The organism is Cobetia sp. 4B, assembly GCF_018831605.1.
GTDB lineage: Bacteria > Pseudomonadota > Gammaproteobacteria > Pseudomonadales > Halomonadaceae > Cobetia > Cobetia amphilecti.
The window spans coordinates 2,820,907-2,843,609 of the sequence record NZ_CP059843.1; the positions used below are offsets into that span (position 1 = coordinate 2,820,907).

Annotated in this window: 23 protein-coding genes; 13 read left to right on the forward strand and 10 right to left on the reverse strand. The window is 61.4% G+C overall.

From position 1 onward, the window contains the following. The first annotated feature begins 1,199 nt into the window (after positions 1–1,199). The 8 genes from H2O77_RS11590 to H2O77_RS11625 all read left to right on the forward strand — a co-directional run bounded on the left by H2O77_RS11590 (position 1,200) and on the right by H2O77_RS11625 (position 9,333). Positions 1,200–1,898, forward strand: coding sequence for a hypothetical protein (locus H2O77_RS11590; protein WP_215823135.1), 699 nt, complete (start codon positions 1,200–1,202; stop codon positions 1,896–1,898). Then, on the forward strand, positions 1,895–3,424 hold the full coding sequence (locus H2O77_RS11595) for a DEAD/DEAH box helicase family protein (RefSeq protein ID WP_215823136.1): 1,530 nt from the start codon (positions 1,895–1,897) through the stop codon (positions 3,422–3,424). Before H2O77_RS11590 ends, H2O77_RS11595 begins: the two co-directional genes overlap by 4 nt. 1,207 nt (positions 3,425–4,631) lie before the next feature. After that, positions 4,632–5,801: a TauD/TfdA family dioxygenase gene (locus tag H2O77_RS11600; protein WP_054556214.1), complete on the forward strand. Its 1,170-nt coding sequence runs from the start codon at positions 4,632–4,634 to the stop codon at positions 5,799–5,801. After that, positions 5,801–6,400, forward strand: coding sequence for an HD domain-containing protein (locus H2O77_RS11605; protein ID WP_054556215.1), 600 nt, complete (start codon positions 5,801–5,803; stop codon positions 6,398–6,400). The genes H2O77_RS11600 and H2O77_RS11605 overlap by 1 nt, the downstream gene beginning before the upstream one ends. A 257-nt stretch (positions 6,401–6,657) precedes the next feature. Then, entirely contained in the window at positions 6,658–6,984 is a 327-nt protein-coding gene (locus H2O77_RS11610) for a gamma-glutamylcyclotransferase family protein (RefSeq protein ID WP_054556216.1), read from the forward strand. 198 nt (positions 6,985–7,182) lie between these two features. Further along, a complete protein-coding gene (locus tag H2O77_RS11615; RefSeq protein ID WP_054556217.1) occupies positions 7,183–7,659 on the forward strand; it encodes a GFA family protein in 477 nt (158 codons plus the stop codon). 284 nt (positions 7,660–7,943) lie between these two features. Continuing rightward, positions 7,944–8,927: a LysR substrate-binding domain-containing protein gene (locus tag H2O77_RS11620; RefSeq protein WP_165873978.1), complete on the forward strand. Its 984-nt coding sequence runs from the start codon at positions 7,944–7,946 to the stop codon at positions 8,925–8,927. Positions 8,928–9,003: 76 nt separating this feature from the next. Further along, positions 9,004–9,333, forward strand: a complete 330-nt coding sequence (locus H2O77_RS11625; RefSeq protein ID WP_215823137.1) for a gamma-glutamylcyclotransferase family protein — start codon at positions 9,004–9,006, stop codon at positions 9,331–9,333. 67 nt (positions 9,334–9,400) lie between these two features. Here the strand turns inward: H2O77_RS11625 and H2O77_RS11630 are convergent, their stop codons facing one another. After that, positions 9,401–10,276, reverse strand: coding sequence for a LysR family transcriptional regulator (locus H2O77_RS11630; RefSeq protein ID WP_215823138.1), 876 nt, complete (start codon positions 10,274–10,276; stop codon positions 9,401–9,403). A gap of 203 nt (positions 10,277–10,479) precedes the next feature. Here H2O77_RS11630 and H2O77_RS11635 point away from each other — a divergent pair, with 203 nt between their 5' ends. Then, positions 10,480–10,995, forward strand: coding sequence for a lactoylglutathione lyase family protein (locus H2O77_RS11635; protein ID WP_043333918.1), 516 nt, complete (start codon positions 10,480–10,482; stop codon positions 10,993–10,995). Between the two features lie 154 nt (positions 10,996–11,149). On the opposite strand, the gene H2O77_RS11640 is transcribed toward H2O77_RS11635, so the two are convergent. Both H2O77_RS11640 and H2O77_RS18080 read right to left on the reverse strand, forming a co-directional pair. Beyond that, the gene (locus tag H2O77_RS11640) at positions 11,150–11,395 is read right to left on the reverse strand and encodes a hypothetical protein (RefSeq protein WP_043333917.1); all 246 of its coding nucleotides are present in this window, start codon (positions 11,393–11,395) and stop codon (positions 11,150–11,152) included. A gap of 448 nt (positions 11,396–11,843) precedes the next feature. Continuing rightward, positions 11,844–11,969: a hypothetical protein gene (locus tag H2O77_RS18080; RefSeq protein ID WP_276315204.1), complete on the reverse strand. Its 126-nt coding sequence runs from the start codon at positions 11,967–11,969 to the stop codon at positions 11,844–11,846. A gap of 336 nt (positions 11,970–12,305) precedes the next feature. Here H2O77_RS18080 and H2O77_RS11645 point away from each other — a divergent pair, with 336 nt between their 5' ends. Then, the gene (locus tag H2O77_RS11645; protein ID WP_215823139.1) at positions 12,306–13,001 is read left to right on the forward strand and encodes a haloacid dehalogenase type II; all 696 of its coding nucleotides are present in this window, start codon (positions 12,306–12,308) and stop codon (positions 12,999–13,001) included. A 261-nt stretch (positions 13,002–13,262) separates the two neighbouring features. On the opposite strand, the gene H2O77_RS11650 is transcribed toward H2O77_RS11645, so the two are convergent. Next, the gene (locus H2O77_RS11650) at positions 13,263–14,012 is read right to left on the reverse strand and encodes an IclR family transcriptional regulator (RefSeq protein WP_215823140.1); all 750 of its coding nucleotides are present in this window, start codon (positions 14,010–14,012) and stop codon (positions 13,263–13,265) included. A 120-nt stretch (positions 14,013–14,132) separates the two neighbouring features. On the opposite strand from H2O77_RS11650, the gene H2O77_RS11655 reads away from it, so the two are divergent. From H2O77_RS11655 to H2O77_RS11665, 3 genes are all read left to right on the forward strand, one after another. Beyond that, positions 14,133–15,740, forward strand: coding sequence for an MFS transporter (locus H2O77_RS11655; RefSeq protein ID WP_215823141.1), 1,608 nt, complete (start codon positions 14,133–14,135; stop codon positions 15,738–15,740). Positions 15,741–15,826: 86 nt separating this feature from the next. After that, complete coding sequence (locus tag H2O77_RS11660; protein ID WP_054556224.1) at positions 15,827–16,855, forward strand: HlyD family secretion protein; 1,029 nt, start codon at positions 15,827–15,829, stop codon at positions 16,853–16,855. A 156-nt stretch (positions 16,856–17,011) separates the two neighbouring features. Then, entirely contained in the window at positions 17,012–18,106 is a 1,095-nt protein-coding gene (locus H2O77_RS11665) for an NAD(P)-dependent alcohol dehydrogenase (RefSeq protein WP_215823142.1), read from the forward strand. A 135-nt stretch (positions 18,107–18,241) separates the two neighbouring features. On the opposite strand, the gene H2O77_RS11670 is transcribed toward H2O77_RS11665, so the two are convergent. From H2O77_RS11670 to H2O77_RS11695, 6 genes are all read right to left on the reverse strand, one after another. After that, positions 18,242–18,610, reverse strand: a complete 369-nt coding sequence (locus tag H2O77_RS11670) for a Lin0512 family protein (protein WP_215823143.1) — start codon at positions 18,608–18,610, stop codon at positions 18,242–18,244. Next, complete coding sequence (locus H2O77_RS11675) at positions 18,607–18,990, reverse strand: Lin0512 family protein (RefSeq protein WP_215823144.1); 384 nt, start codon at positions 18,988–18,990, stop codon at positions 18,607–18,609. Before H2O77_RS11675 ends, H2O77_RS11670 begins: the two co-directional genes overlap by 4 nt. 51 nt (positions 18,991–19,041) lie before the next feature. Next, on the reverse strand, positions 19,042–19,212 hold the full coding sequence (locus H2O77_RS11680; protein WP_153636178.1) for a hypothetical protein: 171 nt from the start codon (positions 19,210–19,212) through the stop codon (positions 19,042–19,044). A gap of 119 nt (positions 19,213–19,331) precedes the next feature. Further along, complete coding sequence (locus H2O77_RS11685; protein WP_240548594.1) at positions 19,332–20,555, reverse strand: ABC transporter substrate-binding protein; 1,224 nt, start codon at positions 20,553–20,555, stop codon at positions 19,332–19,334. After that, positions 20,552–21,403: an ABC transporter ATP-binding protein gene (locus H2O77_RS11690; RefSeq protein WP_215823145.1), complete on the reverse strand. Its 852-nt coding sequence runs from the start codon at positions 21,401–21,403 to the stop codon at positions 20,552–20,554. The genes H2O77_RS11685 and H2O77_RS11690 overlap by 4 nt, the downstream gene beginning before the upstream one ends. Further along, the gene (locus H2O77_RS11695; protein WP_215823146.1) at positions 21,400–22,482 is read right to left on the reverse strand and encodes an iron ABC transporter permease; all 1,083 of its coding nucleotides are present in this window, start codon (positions 22,480–22,482) and stop codon (positions 21,400–21,402) included. The genes H2O77_RS11690 and H2O77_RS11695 overlap by 4 nt, the downstream gene beginning before the upstream one ends. Positions 22,483–22,703 lie beyond the last annotated feature (221 nt).

The window sequence follows — 22,703 nt, forward strand, 5'->3', positions numbered from 1 at the left end:
TGACTCGAGACTCTCTGGTGTAAAGGGCATGAAACAAGATCCATTCACCTTATGCGGGTCCTGGGGCGGGAAAGACGACCCACCTACCAGAACGTAGTCTCGATGATAAAGAAACTTGCCGTTTAAGACTCAACGCAAATTATCCTGAGCTACCCCGCATGCCCACTATCAGCCGCTTTAAGCAGCTGCGTTCCCCTAAAATTTAATCGATCTCATTACACCAGAAAGCGCCCCTCCATCACGGCGCCAAGAGTGTCATGCTCCGGTAGCCATCGAGGCGGGCAGAAAGGGAGGTGCGTATTCTCATATGCTGCGCCCGCTATTACTGAATCGATGACTTCAACGTGAGGTGACGGATCACAGGTGGCCCTCTGGCAAGTTGACCCTGTGGCTCACCACGTCAAGGAGTCAGTTCATCATGTGGAATCGGGAAAGCTCGCTCCCGGGGAGGAGGGCCCTGAGTCGCAAGCACTGTCTCCCTGTCGCATGCCGGGCCGGCCTAATACCGCGCCTTGCCCCCGCAACGATGCCAGCCCCTTGGCGCGCATCTCCTCCGATTGCGTCGTAGTCACCCAGAGAGACGACACGCGATTGGTCGTCGCTTTCCCGTAAACGATCGGTAGCAGGTCATGTCGTAAGCCACCGCCCTGGACCTTCGCGTAATCTCATCGGCTTGCAAAGACTGAGACCACACCTCACCCAGACAGATAAGCGCGTTATCCATCATGATGGAACACCTGACTGATGTCTCGACAACCTTCTTTTATTCCATCGACGGAGATATGTCACTGAAGACTCTTGCGGGCTTGTCAACATTCTTATTGGAATGCATTCATCTGAAAGTGGATAACAAATCGCGGCAACATGAAATGTCGCCTCCCCAACGTCTTCCGACTGCTACCCCTCTCCGCTTTCATTTCATGGCAACCAATCAATTTACTTCTCTACATAGTGCATTGAGCTTCTCCATCCTCACGATTCCATTCTGTAAACCCAATACCATTTGCACGCCGAACACCAAAAATCCTTTTATAACAACAGGTTAAAACATCACAAGCTTGCTTCCCCAACAATTTAACCTCTGTCGCTCAGAATGAAATCGTGAGGAATCCGCGTTCTGAAGATCGACTTCCCAGAATCACTCGCTGTCGTAAGGTCGAAATAACTGACAACCACTTGTCAGGACCATGATCCAATTCATGATTATCGATCCGAGGTTGACCTCCATGACAGACTCGAACGCATCGTATACCAATATCTTCCGGGATGCTGACAACCTTCCCGTTGACAACAACACGTGCCCCCAGAGTGAACGTATCAATCGAGTATTGATCCCTCTTCTGAGTGATTATGCCGAACAGAAATCTCACTTCACGATTGTGACGTGTCGAGATGCCCTATTAGCGGAAGCATCGCTCACCACCATCAACAAGAACTCTCTGTATAAATTTATCGCCAAACGTTTGAAGACCTGCATCGAACAAGGGTTCGCCATCGAGGTGGGTATCCAGGGCAAGAAACGCAAGATCTTTCAAATGCTCTGCCCTCCGACGGGACCACGTGCCGTCAATCGAACCGCCCCCCTCTCCGCCACGCCTCTCTTGCCTGAGGCGACCAAGACCGAGATGCCTTCCACCTCCTCCCCAGCCTCCGATCCTGAATTCACTGACGAGGACAAGCGCAGCTTGAAGGAGTTGGCACGTCAACAACTCATCACCCTGGAAGAGAGCGAACGCATGATCGAGTGTTTCGACTTTCTGCTGAACGAAAAGCCGAAATGGTGCCACCCGCTTCATCATTGCCGAGAGCAGGCTGCCGCGAGGGCGATCCGGGCAAAGGCGTATTACAAGGCATTCCTCACCCTCTCCGAACAACCGACGACGGAGGGCGACACATGAGACGTCGATCGCAAAACCGTCTACTGAAGGGCGGGGCAACTCCCCCCTTGCGTGGCTGGCAGGCACGATGTATCGAAACCGCACTGCAGACATTGAGTGAGGACCGCCCTCACTTCCTGTGTCAAGCCACCCCGGGGGCCGGAAAGATGCTGATGTCGGCGGTTCTGGCCGAAGAGCTGATACTCAATGGCAGCATCGATCGGGTTCTCTACTTGGGCCCGACAACGGCGGTCGTTCAGCATGCAAGAACGCAGTTTGAACAGGTGCTGGGACGCCCATTGCGAGGGAACCTCAACGACGTGGGCACCTGCGTGACCTATCAGGCGCTTCATCATCGACTCGAGGAGCTGAAGACGCTTTGTCAGCGAGACCGAGTCTTGATGGTTTGGGATGAAAGTCATCATGCCGCCAGCCAGACCAGCCTCGATGGCGAGCATACCTCGGGGATGAATCAATGGGGGAAAGCCCTGCTGTGCCTTGAGCAACACGTTCGTTTCACCCTCGCGCTTTCCGGCACGCCGTGGCGGACAGATGGCAGCTGTCTCCCGCTATTGCACTACCATGAGCACGACACATCCTCGCCCAAGGCTGCGCACCGCCCGTCTCGTCGCCTGGTTCCAGACTTCGTCTACTCGCTGCGAGACGCCATCGACGATCAAGTGTGCAGAACCCCAACGATTCATCTGCTGGATAATCGCGACATTCTGCTGCGAACCAGGACAGCAAGCACCTATCACACGACGGTACAGCGCTACCAAAGCCTCCCCGCACTGATGCGGCATCCCAAGGTGCCGTATGCGAGTCTGGTACGCCATCGCGAGCTCAGCAGGCATCTTCTGATGCTGGCCGCTAACAGCCTGGTTCGATGGCGGGAGCAAGATCCACAGGCAGGTGGACTGGTGATCGCATCCGATATTGCCCATGCCAACGCCATTGCGGGTCTGCTGGAGCAGCAGGGGTATACCACCTGCCTGGTTACCAGCCAGTCACCTGATGCCCACGAGAGGTTAGCGAGCTTTCAGCAGGCTCGGACGCAATGGATCGTCTCCGTCAATATGGTCAGCGAAGGCGTCGACTTACCGCGGCTTCGCGTGTGTTGTTATCTGAGCCATATCAAGACCGAGCAGTACTTTCGCCAGGCATTGGGCCGCATCATTCGTCGTCAGCGCCACCATGATGCACGCTGTGACTTCTATATGCTCCAAGACCCCTTGCTGGAACGCTATGCCAAGCGCGTGCTGGAAGACCTGCCGGAGCCACACTCGCGAATCCAGTACTCAAGCTTCGCCGGCAGCCCCGTCCAGCGCTCGTCTCGTGCGCTACCGGTACGCCAAGCCCCAAATTTCGACGTCACAGCAGAGGGGGATGCGTTGCTGCCTCCACACAGACGGCCACCCGGCACTCTCCCACCCTATCATTCACCTTCGCTAGCAGCAGGAAGACGCCAGCCCGAGACAGATCAGGGACTGCTCTCGGGGATCCATTTCTCTCACGACTTCATCACGCACGTGATTCTCCTCACATGACGAATCGGGCGAGAGTGTCTATCGCCCCACACCGCTTCACCCGACGTACCGGCCTTTCTCGAGAGAGGCCGGTACGTCGGGTGGATAGGCGGCCTCCCCCTTCAGGCGCCAGAAACCTGTCCAGACGCCTCCATCACGCTGCGGCTACCGCACGTCAGATGACACAGTAGGCATGCCAGCCACAGGGCGCGATACGTGAAAGGCTGTCAGGCCATCGTCGCGTCCTCTTTCCTATCCTCCTGGTCGAACACGGAACGACACACCCACCATCAGGAGGAGGCGATGTCCTTTGAGGACAGCCACCTGCTGCCGCATGAAGACACCTCTGCTCCCCTTCCCGACGTGAGGACTACTGGTCATATTCCATGGTCCGTCCCCACCTCGGCCTGACCGGATAGCGGCTCGTGAAGACCACTCGGGTAGGGCTATCCCATCGGAGATATCTGCCCAGAGAGTCAGCGCAATACGCTGGGCCTCCCGGATAAAAGCCACGATACGGCGTAATCAGTCGTCATCCCTTATATCCATACCCTAAATAACGAACGCAATAAACCCTATATAATGCGGCGCTCATCATAATAAAAAACCACAAATCATTTCCCTTTCACCATGGCACCGCGTTACGATGTCACCTCACTTATCCTCGCTCCACACCCCTCGATATGCCCTCAGAGACGGAAATTTCCGGTCAGCGCACTGCGCTCGACTCACACCTCCTGCAGCCAACATAACCTGTTGACGTAACTCATAAAATCGACAAGCTTTACTGAATGACAAGAAACGCTGACCACTAGAATGGCTTACCATATGACAACAAAGTGCGATTTCGCACCTATTGCCCTACAGCAAGTGATTGATTTAATTAAGCACATAAAATAATTGGGATTACATCAGGTCTGACCGAAGTCAGTGCCAGAAATCTCTGAAACTACACACCGAAACGAACAACTTTTCAGAGCTCACCTCCACTGCAGCGCACTGCAGGAAACAGGCAAGTCAGTTGACTGTTCCCTGCAACGGCTCGAAGTGAACATCATTGACCCCTTGTATCAATTCACCAGTACACTTCACGAGCCATTTTCTCGGGTTCTATCCACCCCATAAGAAAAATGCATACCCTCCGATAACACTCACCCCCTACTTAGGTCCCATGCCTCGCTCCCATAATGGCCACGATATACAACCGTGCTAATGGAGAGATGCCTGCATGTCCCTGACCAATGCCCTGTCCGACGCGCTGCCGCTGACCCTGAGCGAGTCGCCGCTGTCACTGAACCTGATCACAGCCGAAGGCCTGGAGCCGGTCAGCCCGCTGTGGCTGCGCGAGCGCACCCAGGACCCGGAGCAGCTCGATGAGGTGACCACCCAGCGTCTGTTCGATTCGCATGCCATCGACGTCAACCTCGAGCTGACCGCGGCGCGCCCGGTCGACGAGACGCACGTGGAATTCACCTTCAGTGACGGGCATTGCGAGGTGTATGACCTCACCATGCTGGCGCATGAACTGCAGGGCATCACGCCGTTCCCCAAGCCGGAAAGCTGGGATGCGAGCATCGATCAGCAGGCGCAGCGCGTCGACTGGGAGAAGATGGGCAACAATGAGGACTTCCAGAAGGCATTGAAGGCCTATCTGCGCTTTGGCTACATCATCGTGCAGAACGTGCCGACCGACCCGGAGCGCATTCTGGAAGTGGCCGGTCACTTCGGCTACGTGAAGGACACCAACTTCGGCAGCTACTTCGAGGTGTACTCGCGTCCGACGGGCAATGACCTGGCCTACCGCAGCGTGGCGCTCGGGCCGCACACCGACAACCCGTATCGTGATCCGGTGCCGGGCATCCAGATGCTGCATTGCCTGGTCAACGAGACCACCGGCGGCCTGTCCACGCTGGTCGACAGCCTCAATGCGCTCAAGCAGCTCAAGGCCGAGATGCCGGAAGGCTATGAACTGCTGCGCACCACGCCGGTCGGCTTCCGCTTCCTGGACGCCGGCACCGAGCTGACCACCCGTCGCTGCGTGATTCGCGAGAATTCCGATGGTGAACCCATCGGCGTCAACTACAGCCCGCGCCTCGATCATCTGCCGCACATGTCGCTGGAAAACACTCGCCGCTACCATCAGGCCCGCCAGCGTCTGGGGCAGCTGTTCCAGGACCCGGCCAACGAGATTCGCTTCCAACTCGAATCCGGAGAGCTGATGATGTTCGACAACACCCGCGTGCTGCATGGCCGTACGGCGTTCGACACCAATGAGGGGCACCGCCACCTGCAGGGCTGCTACATGGATAGCGATGGCCCGCGTGAGCGCTTCGCCACGACCCTGATGCGTCAGCGTCAGCAGCAGGCACAACAAGAAAACCGTGAGGAAATGGCGTAATGGATCAGGTTTCATTCACCCAGATGAAGGACGGCACCGCAGAAGACTATGCGTTGCTCGAGCGTCTTGAAGATCAGTTCAATGAAGGGCTGGTGGAGCGCCTCAAGCTTGCCCTGCGCAAGCTCGATGATGGCCTGAGCGGCTACAAGGTCAGCCGTCTGGAGCATTCCCTGCAGTCGGCGGCGCGCGCCGAGGCCGATGGCGCCGATGACGACCTGGTCGTCGCCACCCTGCTGCATGATCTCGGCGATGAGCTGGCGCCCTACAATCACTCGCAGCTGGCCGCCGCCATCATCCGCCCGTACGTGCGTGCCGAAGTGACCTGGATCATCCATCATCATGGACTGTTCCAGAAGTTCTACTACGGTCACTTCTACGGCGAGGACCGCAACGAGCGCGAGATCTACAAGGACCATCCCTGGTATCAGAAGTGCGTGGATTTCTGCGAGCGTTATGATCAGGCGGCCTTCGATCCCGACTACCCGACCCCGCCGCTGGAGCACTTCGAACCGGCACTGCGTCGCGTCTTCGCGCGCAAGCCCTTCGATCCGGACGTGATCGGCGAAGAGCCGGCCGGCGGTTTCGACAGCCGCGTCTGAGCGTGTGAAGGCGGGGGCGTGAAACGCGCCTGACCTGCTCCTCTCCCCCGCTTGACCATTGCCCCCACTGGCCCGCCCAGTGGGGGCAATCTGGTTTGTGGGCGTTGCGTTGAGTGCTTCACGTCAACAAGGGGTTGAACCTCGCCACTCAACCTTCATCATCATTGGCTAACGTCAGCGTCAATGAAGGCGGTGCCGATACGGCCGTCTTTCCCTCGCGGATCATCCCCCCCTTCCCCAACCCGACAGGCAGACGCATGGAACATCTCTTCATCTACGGTCCACTGGGCCCCGGCGGCCTAAACGAACATGTCATCGCCAATATCGATGGCGAATGGAGCTCGGCCTATCTACGCGGCCGACTGGAAAACACCGATCACGGCGATGAGCACAACTTCCCGGGGCTGGTCGTCGACAACACGGGCCAGGTGATACGCGGCCACGTGTTCTCCTCGGCGCAATTGCCCGAGCATTGGGATGCCCTCGATGACTTCGAGGGCCCCATCTATCAGCGCACCGTCACCACCGTCATTCTCGATGACAATCGTGAACTCGAGGCCTATGTCTACGCCCTGCCGCAGTGAGACTCACGCGCGGCACGGATAGCGATTGCTGGCTCGTGGCAAGAGATGGATGGATCGTGGCTAGTGATGGATTGATCGTGGCAAGTGATGAATGGCGGCCCGCCGCCTTGCGCCCGGATGGAGTAACATTGCCCTTCGGGCGATGCATGGCCAGTCAGTGCCAGCGTCCTCATTCATGCATCACAAGGGAGATTCCTCATGCAGCTTGAAGGTTCCTGCCACTGCAAGGCCGTCACATTCCAGCTCGAATCGCCGCACCCCTATCCGTATCAGCGCTGCTATTGCTCGATCTGTCGCAAGACGGCGGGCAGCGGTGGCTACGCGATCAATCTGGCGGGCGATGCCAACACCCTGAAGGTGGAAGGCCGGGACAATCTCTCCATCTATCACGCGGTGACTGACGGGGTCGAAAGTCCGGCGGAGCGCCACTTCTGCAAGCGCTGCGGCAGTGCGCTGTGGCTCTACGATGCCCGCTGGCCGGAGCTGATTCACCCTCAGGCGGGGGCGATCGACACCCCGCTGCCCGTGCCGCCGGAGCATGTCCACATCATGCTCGACAGCAAGGCCAACTGGGTGGAAGTCGCGCACGAAGCGCGTGATGCTCATCACGCCGAGTATCCCGAAGAGAGCATTGCCGCCTGGCATGCGCGGATTGCCGAGCGCGACACCGACTGATATCAGCCGCGCGTCAATCAGGACCAGCGACGCCTCGATCAGGATCCGATGCGACGCTGGTCAGGATCCGTTGCGACCTCATGGCCTGATCCGCCGGGCTGAGCGTTGATGTCATTCGCTGCGTCGCGTATAAGTGCCGCCTATACAAGGCGGCACTCCTGTTCGTATCCGGTAGTTGCTGGCTGATGCCTTCTCATGCCTCATCCAGGCAATCGCCCTAGCCATCAGCCAGGCCGTACAGTACGGAAGGAGCGCCGCGACAGCGCATCACAGTGAGGACTCTCGTGCCGGCCCGAAAGACAAGCTCCCCAGCGCCGCTGGAAAGCGCAAGCCCTCTGGATGACCTGCCCTCCCTGCGCGGGTTGGTCGCCTTTGACGTGACGGTCCGTCTGGGGTCGATGACGGCCGCCGCCAGTGAGCTGGATACCACCCAACCCACCATCTCCCAGCGCATCCGCGCGCTGGAGGAGCATCTGGGCCATCCGCTGTTCGATCGCCAGGGCGGCCGGCTGATCCTCAACCACTACGGCGAGAGCTTCCATGCCGAACTGGCAGGCGGGCTGGGCAAGGTATGCAGCGCCGTCACGGAAGCACGCCGCAAGGTGCACAAGCCGACGCCGCGTATCACCATCGCCGCGGGCGCCGGTTTTGCACATGTCTGGCTGCGCCCGCGCCTGGAGCGGCTGGAACAGGACTTTCCCGACTGTCACTTCACGCTGCTGCCGATCGATCGCGATGAAGACCCGCAGATGCAGCAGGCCGACATCGCGATCCGCTTCGGCCCGCCGCTGACGGGTGATCATCGCGATACGCTGGTGGTCGCGGAGCGCGCCTTCCCGGTCTGCTCCCCGGACTACGCGCGGCGTCATGGGCTCGAGAAGGGACTGGACGCCGAGGCGCTGTCGCGCATCACCCTGCTGCATCTGGACATGCGCGATACCCGCTGGCTGGACTGGGCCACCTGGTGCCGCCATGCGGGGCTGCCGGTGCCGCGCCTCGACAAGGCCTTCCCCTACAACAACTTCCCGCTGACGCTCAATGCTGCCGTCAATCATCAGGGCGTCGCGCTGGGCTGGAGCCACGTCATCCAGGACCTGCTCGACAACGGCTCGCTGATCGCCCTGACGCCGCATATCTCGCGGGACCGCCACGGCTATCGCATGAGTGTCCGCCATCCCAACAGCGCCGTGATCCAACCGATCACCCGCTGGCTGACACGCGAATTTTCCGGCCTCGAGATTCCGGGGCCTACCTCAAGGCAGCCGTGAGTTGCCGCAAGCCCTCGCTCCGTCCGGCGCGCGCCGCCGAGACAGGCTTCTCCCCCGACGAACGACAGAGACTCCCATGCAGCATCTTTTCATCTACGGCACCCTGGGCCCGGGCGGCCCCAACGAACACGTCATGCTCAACATTGGCGGCAGCTGGACACCCGGCACCCTCAAGGGCCGCCTGGAGGCAGCTGGCTGGGGGGCTGAGATGGGCTTTCCGGGGCTGAGACTGGACGAGGCGGGCGACACCATCCGCGGTCACGTCTTCTCCTCCGACAACCTGGCCGATCACTGGCAGGCGCTGGATGATTTCGAAGGCAGCGAATACCTTCGCCAGCCGGCCACGATCACGCTGGAAGATGGCAGCACCCTGACGGCACAGGTCTATGCGCTGAGCCAGCCGTGAGCTGCTCCATGAACTGTTCCATAAGTTGATCAGTGCGCCGAGGTCTGAGCACTGATGCCTCGGCGCGCTACAGCGACGCCTCCAGATACTCCAACACCCGTCTGGCGCGCGCCGAGAGCGGCCATTCCGCTCGCGTGAGCAGCCACAGGGTATCGACCACCTCCGTGCTGCCCTCAGGCGGTGGCACCACCCGGATGGCCTGATGATCAGGGAAGGCCTCGCGGGCATGGCGCGGCACGACGCTGAAGCCCAGCCCACGGGCGACCGGCTCCAGAATCAGGCTGATCTGGTTGGTGGAGCCACTGCGCGGCAATGAGCTGATACCCGGATTGCCCGGAAAGCGCCGACTCAACAGGCGCGAGGCCATGTCCTGACCATCCGGGTGATCGATGAAGCCCAATGTCTCGAGATCCCCCCAGTCATGGATCTCGACTCCCACCGGCACCACCAGTTCGAGGGGCTCACGCGCCCACTCCGTCACGCTCAGACGCGGGTCATCAGGCTTGAGCGTGACGATCCCCAATTCGAAGCGATTCTCCAACACGGCCTCCACCACCTCGCGCGTCGGCGCGAAGCGATGGTGGACATTGAGACCCGGCGACTCCTGCTGAAGCGCCAGCAAGCGCGGATAGATCGCCAGGCCAATGCTGCCCGGCGTGATCAGCCGAATGTCGCCATGACTGTCTTCATTGCCCGCCAGCCGCTGGGTCAGGCGCTGCTCGGCGGTTTCCATCTCACGCGCGAAATCCAGCAGTGCATGGCCGGCCGGCGTCAGTTCGATCTTGCGCGGATGACGAATCAACAGCGTGCCAAGCCGGGTTTCCAGCTGGCGCACATGCTGACTGACAGCGGCCTGGGTCAGATCGAGCTGCTCCGCGGTGCGCGTGAAGTTGCCGACACTCACCAGGGTGCGAAAGGTGCGTAGCCATTGGGGTTGCAGCATTCAAGCTCCTGGAGGCTGGAAGAATCAGGGTGGCAGCATCAGCAAGTCTGCGACGGTGAACCCACATCACCATAAGCAAGTCTTATCATTATCATAACAGCTACGTAGTTTTCATTATTGCTCATGACGCCCAAGATGGCTTCCAACGTCACGCAGGCAGTGACCGAGCCATTTCCTTCACGACTCACATATCGAGGTGACTCATGAGCAACGAAAAGAACACACCGTATCCGCGCACCTTCTCCCACATCGGCCTGTCCGTTGGTGATGTGGAAGCCGCAGTCAAGTTCTACACCGAAGTGCTGGGCTGGTACGTGGTGATGGAGCCGACCACCATCACCGAAGATGACTCCGCCATCGGCGTGATGTGCAGCGATGTCTTCGGTCCGGGCTGGGGCAGCTTCCGCATCGCCCACCTGTCCACCGGCGACCGTATCGGCGTCGAGATCTTCGAATTCCCGAACCACGAGACGCCGGAAAACAACTTCGAGTACTGGAAGACCGGCATCTTCCACTTCTGCGTCCAGGACCCGGACGTCGAAGGACTGGCCGAGCGCATCGTCGCCGCCGGCGGCAAGCAGCGCATGCCGGTACGCGAGTACTTCCCGGGCGAGAAGCCGTTCCGCATGGTCTACATGGAAGACCCGTTCGGCAACATCCTCGAGGTCTATAGCCACAGCTATGAAATGACCTACGCAGCCGGTGCCTACCAGAACTGAGCACGGCCGCAGACGTCAGATACAGCAAGGCCCCGCCATGGCGGGGCCTTGCTGTATCTGACATTTGTGCTCGAGACATCCCGACAGGAATTTCGAGAGCAACACACGATGACCTTTGTCGGGCGAGCTCAGCGAAAGCCCACCCGCTCACGCCTCAGTGGATGACGGGCATGCTGCGCACACGACGGTAAAGACTCTGACTGGCGAGTTCCGGACTGAGCAAGGCAATCCGTGCCTTCTGCACTGCAAGCTCACGTTGCAACAACGACCAGGTGCCGATGAACTCGGCACACTCACCACAGTGCACCAGGTAATCATCAGAGCGCTCATGATATTGGTAATCCATGCTCAGGCAGTTACATACCGGGCAGGACAGAACGGCGTTGGCTTTCTCATCCATGATTCGATTCCCTGGAGCCACACTGATTGAATTCACGGCAATGATCACACGCGTTCAGGTAACCATTACGGGTGTGAACATCCCTCATACTCTGTAAAACCCGCTGAACTCACACTATCCATGATGTGATATCTGTACAACTCTCTCTTGTGGGCGACATTTCTCGAAACGTTAACCAGTGGTAACTCGCTGGCGTGTTCAGCACGTTGATCTCATCGCGACTCGCCAGTCACCATGACCGCGACGAACATCCCGATAGCAAATCACTTCTCCATGATTACACAGCGATACGCAAGACTACATTCGCTGACCGATGGCGAGCCGGCTTCAGACTCGCGAAACCATCAAGCGCGCACACCCTGCAGGCTCTGTCGCCAAACGGGCATGAAAAAACCCACCCTGGAGGGTGGGTTTTACGTGAATCCCTTCGGCTGTTACCGCCAACAGATCATTCCATCTTGCGCGCCGAATCATCCTGCTCGATGCGGGTCAGTAGCTTGTCAAAGACGCCAGTCGCCAACAGCACAAAGGTGACGGCCAAGCCAAGCCCCATCCAGATAGCGATATTGCTCATTGTCCCTTACCCCTGCTGTTTTCTTGGTTTTTTCAGCCCTTCTGCGACGCAATATGGCGTAAATTCAATCTTTGTACAACATTTGATCATGAAAATATCGACCGCCGTCTGGCGCTGAGACTGCCGGTGCCATTCCAGACCTCTGACCGGCGTCATCACACTGCCAACGGCCATGATTTGAGCAATCGCTCAACAACGGGTAGTCTTGCGTCATGAAGAAAGTGACGCGGGCTTGCCAGCGCTGATCCGCTGGCACTGACCCCCTGACGCTCCCCGTCGGCCTGCTACCTCGCTTCGCGTCCACTGCATGTCTGAAATATCACCCCAGGAGTCACCATGTCTGACACGACCTTTCCCGACGTACTGGTATTTGACGTCAACGAGACACTGCTCGACATCACCACTCTCTCGCCGTTGTTCGCACGCGTGTTCGGTGATGAAAGCGTGTTGCGTGAATGGTTCGCACAACTAGTGCTGTACTCGCAGACCATGACGCTCTCACAACGTTATACCCCCTTCGGGGCGCTCGGCATGGGCGCCCTGAAGATGGTCGCTGACATCCATCAGGTCAGACTCGCGGATGGCGATATCGATGAGCTCAAGTCGCGCATGGCCGAGATGCCGGCCCATCCCGATGTCGCCCCGGCGCTTGAGCGCCTCAAGCAGGCCGGCTTTCGCCTGGTGACGCTGACCAATTCCCCCGCAGGTGCCTCCCCGACGCCGCTGGAGAAGGCCGGTATCAGCGAGGCCTTCGAGCAGCACTTCAGCGTCGACAGCGTCAAGCAGTTCAAGCCGGCGCCGGCCACCTATCAGCATGTCGCCGAGCAGCTCGAGGTCGAGCTGGGCGACATGTGCATGATCGCCTGCCATGTGTGGGACACCATCGGTGCCCAGGCCGCCGGCATGCAGGGTGCCCTGCTGACGCGCCCGCACAATGCCGTGCTACCCGCCGAGAATGTGCCGACCCCGGACTTCATCGCCGCGGAGCTGATGACCCTGGCGGACCAGCTGATCGCGGCCAGAGAGGCCTGAGCGAGCTTTGGCCTCTGAGCTCTCTTTCTAGGCTCTCTTTATAAACTCTCTTTCTAGGCTCTCTTTATAAACTCTCTTTCCAAACTCTCTTTCCAAACTCAGTTTCTCAGCTCTGTCTCTGAGTGCTGCCTCGTATAAACACGCCGCCCGCCCATTCGGACGGGCGGCGTGTTTGTGCCTGCCTTTCTATTCGCTTTTTCCACTATCTCGCCATTCGATCCGCCGCCGCACACGGCATCTTGCCGCCTTGGCGGGACGCGCTCACTTGAGTGAACGAAAGGCCTTGAGCATCTCGTCACGTGTCGCCTGCAGCGCGGCCTGAATCTCCGCCCTGCGCTCGCTGATGCGCCACGAGGGGCCGACCACGGACACGGAGTAATGACCCTGGCTGGTTTCCAGGCCGATTCCGATCGCGCCAACCCCCTGCATATGCTCGTCCTCATCATGGCCAATGCCGGTGCGACGCACCTCGGCCAGTTGCGTCAGCAGTGCCGGCATCGCGAGGGTGTTGTTCGTGTAGGCCGTGAGTTCCGTGCCCAGCAGGCGCTCCACCTGCTCATCCTCGAGATGCGAGAGCAGCACCTTGCCGCTGGCTGTCGCATGCAATGACAGGAAATTGCCGGCCATCGGTGATACCCGCAGCGGCAGCGGCGACAACACCGAGTGCAGTATCAGCAGCTCGTTGCCGCTCAGACTGCAGAGCACCACCGTTTCCTCGGTGGTGCCGCTCAACGCCTCCAGAAACGACTTGGCATGCGTGGTGATATCGAGCTGGCTATGGCGCGCCAGCCGCATCAGCGCAGAGCCGAGCCGTATCCCGCCATGGCCGTGGATTTCCAGCAGGTCTTCCTGGGCCAGCGCATCGACCAGCCGCTTGACGGTCGAGCGCGGCAGATCGTTTTTGGCGGCGATCTCCCCCAGGCTCATGCCCTGCTCACTGCCTTCCAGACTCTTGAGAATCGCCGCCACCCTGGCCACGACCTGCACGCCACTACCTTCTCTTGTGGACACAGACACAACTCCTTAACAAGCTAACTACTTGCCTAACGAAACCACCAAGTGGTACAGTGTACCGCATAACGAGACACCCCCAAGGTGTCTAGCGCTTCACCTCAAAACGGGAACTCTACAGTGGCCGCTCCTCAACCCTTCAATCTACGACTCGCACTCGGTCTTGTGGGCATTCTGCTCGCATCGCTGATGTCCGGTGTGGGAGAGCGTGTCACGCAGACCGTCCTGACGGATGTGGTCGGACACTTCGGTTTCTCCCACGATGAGGGCAGCTGGCTGACCACCATCTACAGCGCGGCGGAAGTCTCGATGATGCTGCTCGCCGGCTGGCTGGCCGTCACCTTCAGCCTGCGCCGCTTCGCGATCGGTGCCTGCCTGTCACTGGCCCTGTTCTCGCTGCTGGTGCCCCTGGCCGACAGCTTCCCGCTGATGGCGGGGCTGCGCGTGGCACAGGGCCTGGCCTCCGGCAGCATCCTGCCGCTGTTGATGATGTCGGCGCTGCGCTTCCTGCCGTGGCACAGCAAGCTCTATGGCTTGTCGGCCTATGCGATGACGGCCACCTTCGGCCCTTATCTGTCGGCACCGCTGGCCGCTCTCTATGGCGACCTGGGCGACTGGAATCTGGTGTTCTGGGAAACCGCGCCGGTATGCCTTCTCGCCGCCGCGCTGGTCTCCTGGGGCCTGCCGCAGGACCCGCTCAAGCTGGAACGCTGCAAGCAGTTCGACTGGCTCGGTGCCTTGCTGGGCGTCACCGCCCTTTGCGCGCTGGTCGCCGGCATGACCCAGGGTGAGCGACTCGACTGGGGCAACTCGCCGTTGATCGTCGCCCTGCTGACCACGGGCGGGCTGGTCTTCGTGACCTTCCTGATCCATGAGTGGTTCCACCCGATGCCGCTCTACAAGCTGCAGCTGCTGGCACGCCGCAACTTTGCCTTCGGCATCATCACCCTGTGTACCTTCATGTTCCTGACCCTGGCCGCCGGCACCATTCCCGCCGCCTTCCTGGGGGAAGTGCAGGGCTATCGCCCCATGCAGCTGTTCCCGGTCATGTTGACCATGGCCCTGCCGCAGCTGCTGCTGGCACCGCTGGTGGCGACACTGATCAACCGCAAGAGCGTCGACAGCCGCTACGTGATGGCCACGGGCCTGGTGTTGATCCTGATCAGCTGCCTGCTGGGCTCGCAGCTCACCAGCGACTGGAATCGCGACAACTTCTATCTCATCGAGGTGCTCAACACCCTGGGCCAGCCGATGGTGGTGGTACCGCTGCTGATGAATGCCACCGGGGCACTCAGCCCGCTGGAAGGGCCGTTCGCCACCGCGATGGTCAACTCGCTGCGCGCCCTGTTCACGGTGGTGGCCTCCACGGTCTACGGAAGCTTCCTCGTCACGCGTGAAGCCCTGCACACCACCCGCCTGGGCGAGGCACTCGGCCTGCAGGGCAATCAGCCCGCCGGACTCATCCAGGTCGATGCGGCAAGCGATATCACCACGCGCATCTCCGAGCAGGCCTCCGTGATGAGCTATGCGGATGCCTACCTCGCCATCATCCCCTTCGTGGTGGCGCTGCTGATACTGGTCATGGTGCTGCCGATCCGCGCCTATCCGCCACAACCGGCGCCGGCACCGGCACCTCAACCAGAGCCAGCACAGCGCACTCAGTCTCAGCCCCCTCAGGCTCAGCCCTCTCAGTCTCAGCCCCCTCAAGCACAACCCTCCGGGGCATAGATACAGACAAAGCCGGCGGCTGCCCGCCAGCCAGGATTCAGCCACTTCCCCCTTCTTCGACATAGACGACGAGATACGACACCGACATGAACAAGACACGTACCACCCTACTGTTGAGCGTTCTGGCGCTCCTGCTGGTCGCGACCTACGCGGGCCTCTACTGGAAGGGCCACGATGGCCGCGAAGCCACCAACAATGCCTATGTGCGCGCCGATAGCGTGATGGTGACCACACGCGTCGCAGGCCAGATCGACAAGGTGCTGGTGGAAGACAACGAAGTGGTCAAGGAAGGCCAGATCCTGGCCACGCTGGATGACCGCGATTACCAGGCTTCCCTGCACTCCGCCCAGGCCGATCTCGCCGCCCAGCAGGCAGCGGTCGGTGACCTGGATGCCAACATCGAGCGTCAGCACGCCGTCGTGCAGCAGTCCATCGCCGAAGTGAAGTCCACCCAGGCCTCGCTGCGTTATGCGCGCAATGATGCCAAGCGTTACCGCAGCCTGCGCATGACCAACGCCGCCTCCCAGCAGGACAAGGAAAAGGCCGATGAACAGCAGGGCATCTGGGAAGCCAATCTCGTGCAGGCCCAGGCGGCTCAGCGCTCGGCGGAAAAGCAGATCGGCGTCCTTGAAGCCCAGCGCGTGGAAGCCCTGGCCGAGGTCGAACGCTCTCGTGCAGCGCTCGAGCAGGCAGAACTGAACACCGGCTATACCGTCATTCGTGCGCCGAAGGACGGCATCGTCACCCAGCGCTCACTGCGTGTCGGTGCCTACGTGCAACCGGGTGATTCGCTGCTGGCCATCGTGCCGCACAAGGAAGCCTATGTCGTCGCCAACTATCTCGAGACCCAGATGGCCGAGATGGAGCCGGGCCAACCGGTCGAGATGACGCTGGATAGCCTGCCGGGCAAGACCTTCACTGGCCATGTCGACAGCATCGCACCGGCCTCCAGCAGCGCCTTCTCGGCCGTGGCCAGCGAGAACGCCACCGGCAACTTCACCAAGATCACCCAGCGCATGCCGGTCAAGATAGTGTTCGAGCCGAACCAGCCCGACTTCGACAAGGTACGCATCGGCATGTCCGTGATTGCCCATGTCACGACCCAGCAGCCCTGAGCGACTTGGGACAGTCTTGAACGACGCTAGACAGTCCTGAGCGCCTTGCGACAGCCCTGAAACAGTCAAGAGAACCGTCCCAGAGGGCACGCCGCCCCGGGACGCCTCTGAAGAACGCCATCACGCCATCACTCGATCATCAACGGGATCAACACCATGAAAATTCGCGCCGCCGTCACCGCCACCCAAGGCCAGCCCTTCGACCTCAAGGACGTCGAACTGGCGTCCCCCAAGGGTGACGAGATTCTGGTACGTGTCGTGGCCACCGGGGTCTGCCATACCGACGCCGCCGCACGCGACCTGGGCATCGCCCCCTATCCGATCGTGCTCGGCCATGAAGGCGCCGGCGTGGTCGAGCAGATCGGTGACAATGTCCGCGACATGGAAGTGGGCGATCATGTGGTGCTGTCCTTCGCACACTGTGGTCATTGCAGCCACTGCCTGACCGGACACCCGACCGTCTGCGAGCGTGGCGGTGAGCTCAACTTCGGCGGTGTGATGGATGATGGCGGCAAGCGTCTGAGCTGTGACGGCCATGACATCGCCACCTTCTTCGGCCAGTCGTCCTTCGCCACTCACGCCGTGGTCAGCGAGCGCAATGCCGTCAAGGTCGACAGCGATGTCGATCTCGCCCTGCTGGGTCCGCTGGGTTGCGGCATTCAGACTGGCGCCGGCACCATCCTCAATCGCCTCAAGCCGGGCTTCGGTGACAGTCTCGTCGTGTTCGGCTGTGGCGCCGTGGGCCTGAGTGCCGTGATGGCGGCCAAAATCGCCGGCTGCAAGAACATCATCGCGGTCGACCTGCACGAGAGCCGTCTGGAGCTGGCCCATGAGCTGGGCGCGACCCACAGTGTCAACGGCAAGACCGAGGACCTGGTCGGCGAGATCAAGCGCATCACCGATGGCGGCAGCGAATTCTCCCTCGAGACCACCGGCGTGCCGATGCTGGTACGCAGCTCCCTGCAGGTACTGCGTCCGCTGGGCACCTCTGCCATCGTCGGCCTGACCCACGATGTGACCCTGGACGTGCACCACGACCTGATGGCGGAAGGCAAGTCGATGATCGGCGTGATCGAAGGCGACGCCGTGCCGCGCGTCTTCATCCCGCGTCTGGTCGGCTACTACAAGGAAGGCCGCTTCCCCTTCGACAAGCTGATCCAGATGTATGACTTCGATGACATCGAACAGGCCTTCGCGGATTCGAAATCAGGCCTGACCGTCAAGCCGGTGCTGCGCATCAGCTCGCTGTAATCAGCGCCTGCGCCACCTGGCCTGAACCGCAAAGCCCCCGTGCGTCACTGACGCACGGGGGCTTTCTTTGTTGGTCGCCTCATGCCACAACCTCAGCCAGTCGCCTCACGCCACGACCTCAGTCAGCGCGCTCGCCTACGACTGACACAGCTGCCAGGCGTCGTGGTCGATATCGAGCATGGCGGCGATGGCGGCCGAGGCGATGACATGCGTCTGGCCACTGACCTCGTCATGCACATTGAGGCCACCCTGCACCACCGTCACCTCGGCGCGCCCACGGGGAAGCTCGCGCGCCACCACGTCCGCATCCACGGCGTCCGGCTCCTGCACCGCGATGGTGACCTCGACGCGCATCTGGTGGTGATCGATGCCGAGTGACTGGAACATCACGATGGAGGAATGATGCAGGGCATCATGCACCGCACGGCAGGCGGCCTTGGTGTAGTCCATGCCGTAGAGGTCATTGCCGGTGCCCATCTCGAGAATGATGCGTTGCTCGCTCATGACTGACCTCCTGCCGATTGCCCGGGCGTGGAAGAAGTGGCCGCCATGTCGAATGACACGATGATGGCGACATTGGCGATCACGCTGACCCCGCTGCCATCCGGCTTGGCGACGTCCAGCCCGCCCTTGACCACGCGCACACTGGGCTGACCGTAGGGAAAGATGCCCAGCAGGGCATCACTGTCGACCTTGTCGGGCTGCTGCACGCCGATCTCGACCTCGATCAGCATCGCCTCCTTGGGGAAGCCGAAGGCGTCCGCCACGTTGAGCGAGTTGTGCCACAGGGCATCGCGGATGCCACGTGCCGCCGCCTCGGTGTAGTTCTGGCTGCGAATGGAGGTGCCCATGCCGAACTGGGTCACCATGCGTGTCTTGGCCACATTACCCCCTGATTTCCTGTCACGGAAAAGACGTACCATTCGCGCCGCCTATCAGCGCGGATGCTTGAAAAGCCCGATCACCCAACCTAACCCGCCCAGCAGCAGGGCGCCCTGCCAATCTCCCTGGAACAGCTCGATCAGCGCCAGGACGATCGCCACCAGCTGCGCACTGCGCACCGGGCTGACCGTCGCTGTGGGCTTGCGGTCATCCTGCTCTGACATGCGGCCTCCCGTCGCTGGCCCGATATCTTCATCAGGCGATGACAACGTCGCCCCATCGTTTCAGGAAAGCCTCAAGTAGAAAATAAGACTTCCGTCCCCGAGCACCAGCCCCGATCAACTCATCGGGTCGTGTCAGGCGCCTCGAGCGCCAGCTGGCCCCAGAAGTGGCCGCTGCCGCGCGACAGCGTCGGGTCATTCATCAGGTAGGCAAAGGTGGCCATGGGGTCGAGGTCGGCAAAGGTCTCAGGGTGCAACCAGCGCGCGATGGCCTCCAGCGCGACGATGGCATAGGGCCCCTGGTGGAAGCCATGCCACAGCGCCATCACCCGGCCCTGCTTGACGGCATCCAGCGACTGCCAGCCGGGCAGTGTCTGCACCATGCGCGCCAGATCGTGCTGGATATCCCCCCCCGAGATGCCGATGCCGGCACGCAGGCCATCGCCCTTGGCCCACTGGCCGCCGGTATTGAGAATCGCCTCGGGCGGGTGTGCCAGCACCCACTCCTTGCTGAGGGTGGCACCGCTGACCGGCGCCAGTTCAGCGGCCAGATTGCGCCCACCGGCCCTCGTGACCAGGTCCGCCACGCCGTTGTGCAGATTGGTACGACAGCAATCCACCTTCACGCCCGGTGCGATGTTGATCAGCACACGCGGCCGTTCGGCTATCGTCGCCAGACGTTCGTCAATCAGCGCCAGATGCGCCGCGATGGTGTCATCCACCTCGCGGGCACGCGCCTCGACACCGAGCACCTCACCCAGCAGGCGCACGCTGACCGGAGCATCCTGCAGCGGATGATGATTGAACTCGACATACAGATAGGGAGTGCCGACCTCGTCCAGCAGCGCCGCCAGCGGCGAGCCTTCGATACGTGAGCGCTGGGAGAGATCGAACAGCACCAGGTCCGGCGTCAGCGCCAGCAGGGCCTCGCCCTCGAGGCTCGGCGTCGAGGCGCGACTCAGCGCTGGCAGCGTGGCAAGTTGCGGCCAGCGCGCTTCAAGACGCTCGGTCATCGCCGGGTCAAACACCGCCAAGGGGTAGGCCCAGCCGACGATACGCTCAAGCGGCGCATCCAATAGCGTCAGCAGCGCATACAGCTGGCGCGGCTGGGCCAGGAAGATGCGCTGCGGTGAGGCCGCAAGCGTCACCTCGCGCCCGGCGAGATCCGTGACCTGACGCGGAAAGCTGGCCCGGGTCTGCACCTTGGCGACCGGCTCGGCGGCATGGGCAAGATTGCCCGGCGCGCTCGAGAAAGCGCCTGCGAAGACACTGGCGAGTGCCAGCAGGCAGGCGCCTGCCAGTCTTCTGGACTCGCTTCTGAGCTCAGTCTTGCGCACCGCCATCATCGTCTGGCTCCGACATCGCGCGTGATATGGCCGATATCGGCGTGAGCCGAGTCGGCGACGCGGTCGGTGAGCACCACCGGATGGCCCAGCGAGCAGCTCTCGATCCGTGCCTCGATACCGTAGGCCTCACGCAGATGCTCGGCAGTGATCACCTCCCGCGGGGCCCCGGTGGCCAACAGGCCGGAGGGCGCGAACAGGATGATCTGATCACAGAAACGCAGCGCCAGATTGATGTCATGCAGCGCGATCAGGCAGATGGCCTGCTGCTCCTGCACCACACCGCGCACGCCTTCGATCAAGGCCAGCTGCCAGCGCAGGTCCAGCGCACTGGTCGGCTCATCCAGCAGCAGCAGTTGCGGCTGGCGCACCAGCGCCTGGGCGAGACCGACCATCTGACGCTGGCCACCGGAGAGCGTGTCCATGCGCCGGAAGGTCAGCGAATGCAGCGACAGGCGTGCGAAGACCTGCTCGACCAGCGAATCCGTGGCCTCGCGGCTCAGTTCGGCACGCGCCGCACGACAGGCGCTGGCCACGGCTTCATAGACGACCAGACTGGTTGGCTGCGGCAGCGTCTGCGGCAGGTAGCCGACATGACGCATGCGGTTTGCCCCGTGCAGCGACGACAGCGCAAGCTCGCCGAGGTGGATGTCGCCCTTGGCCGGGCGCATGCCGGCAATCGCCTTGAGGAAGGTCGACTTGCCGACCGCATTCGGCCCGAGCACACCGACCAATGAGCCCGCCGGCAGCGGTGGCAGGTCGAGTTGATCGAAGATCATGCGCCGCTGATAGCCGGTGGTCAGCTGCGAGATCTTCAAGGATGCTTGCGAATCAAAGACGTGATGGCTCATCCCTGCCCCCTGCGCTGACCGAGCAGCAAGCCGAGGAAACAGGGGATGCCGATCAACGAGGTCACGATCCCCACCGGCAGCACCAGTCCGGGCACCAGCGACTCACTGGCCGTCGCGGCCAGGGACAGCACCAGCGCCCCCGCCAGCGCACTGCCGGGCAGATAGAAGCGATGGTCTTCCCCCAGCGCCAGACGCGCCATGTGCGGCCCGACCAGGCCGATGAAGCCGATGGTGCCGACAAAGGCCACCGCCACTGCCGCCAGCAGGCTGACGCGCAACAGCGCCGTGCGGCGCAGACGGGTGACCGGCACGCCGAAGCTGCGCGCATGGTCTTCCCCGGCACGCAGCGCTGTCAGCGCCCAGGCACGCCGCATGGCGAAGGGCAGGCAGACGACCAGCACACTGGCGATGATCGCGACTCGCTCCCACGAGGCTTCCGACAGGCTGCCCATGGTCCAGAACACCAGCTGTTGCAGCGCATCGGGACTGGCCACGAACTGCACCAGCGCATTGACGGCGTTGAGCACGAAGACCAGCGCGATGCCGAACAGCACGATGACTTCGCGACTGGCGCCATACAGCGAGGCCACGGCATCGATGGCCAGAATCGACAGCGCCGCGAACACGAAGGCCATCAGCGCGATGGTGTAGCTGGGCGGCAGTCCCGGCAAGGCGACATCCAGGATGATGACCAGCGAGGCGCCAAGCGTCGCCGCGGCGCCCACGCCCAGCGTGAAGGGGCTGGCCAGGGCGTTGTTGAGCACGGTCTGCATCTCGGCGCCCGCAAGCCCCAGAGCGGCACCGACCAGCGCCGCCATCACCGCCGTCGGCAGACGAATCTGCCAGACGATGGCTTCATTGATCGGCCCGTGCGAACCGGGATTGATGAGTTCGCCCAGCAGATCAGACAGCGCGAGATCGGCAGGGCCGGTCATGATGTCGCCAAGGATGGCCAACAGCAGTGCCAGGCCAAGCGCGGCGAGAATCACCACACGTTTCCAGGCGAAGCGCCGGTATTGCTGGGCGAGCGTAGGCGACGACTCAGGCGCTGAGGCCTGAGCGTGCGCGGGGGGAGACATCGGACTTTTTTCAATCACCAGCAAGGTCTGCCACTAGGAGGAGGAAGTGAACTTCCATGCATCAGGGCCCACCGGAGCCGCCAGGCAGCTCGGCTATCAGCATGAATCATGCGCAGATGATAATGATTGACGCCTGCAGTCACAATGCGCACGGCCGCGGCTGGCGATATACGCGACTCGGCTCACGCCCATTCAACCCAGCCATGCGGCGCCGCCAGTCC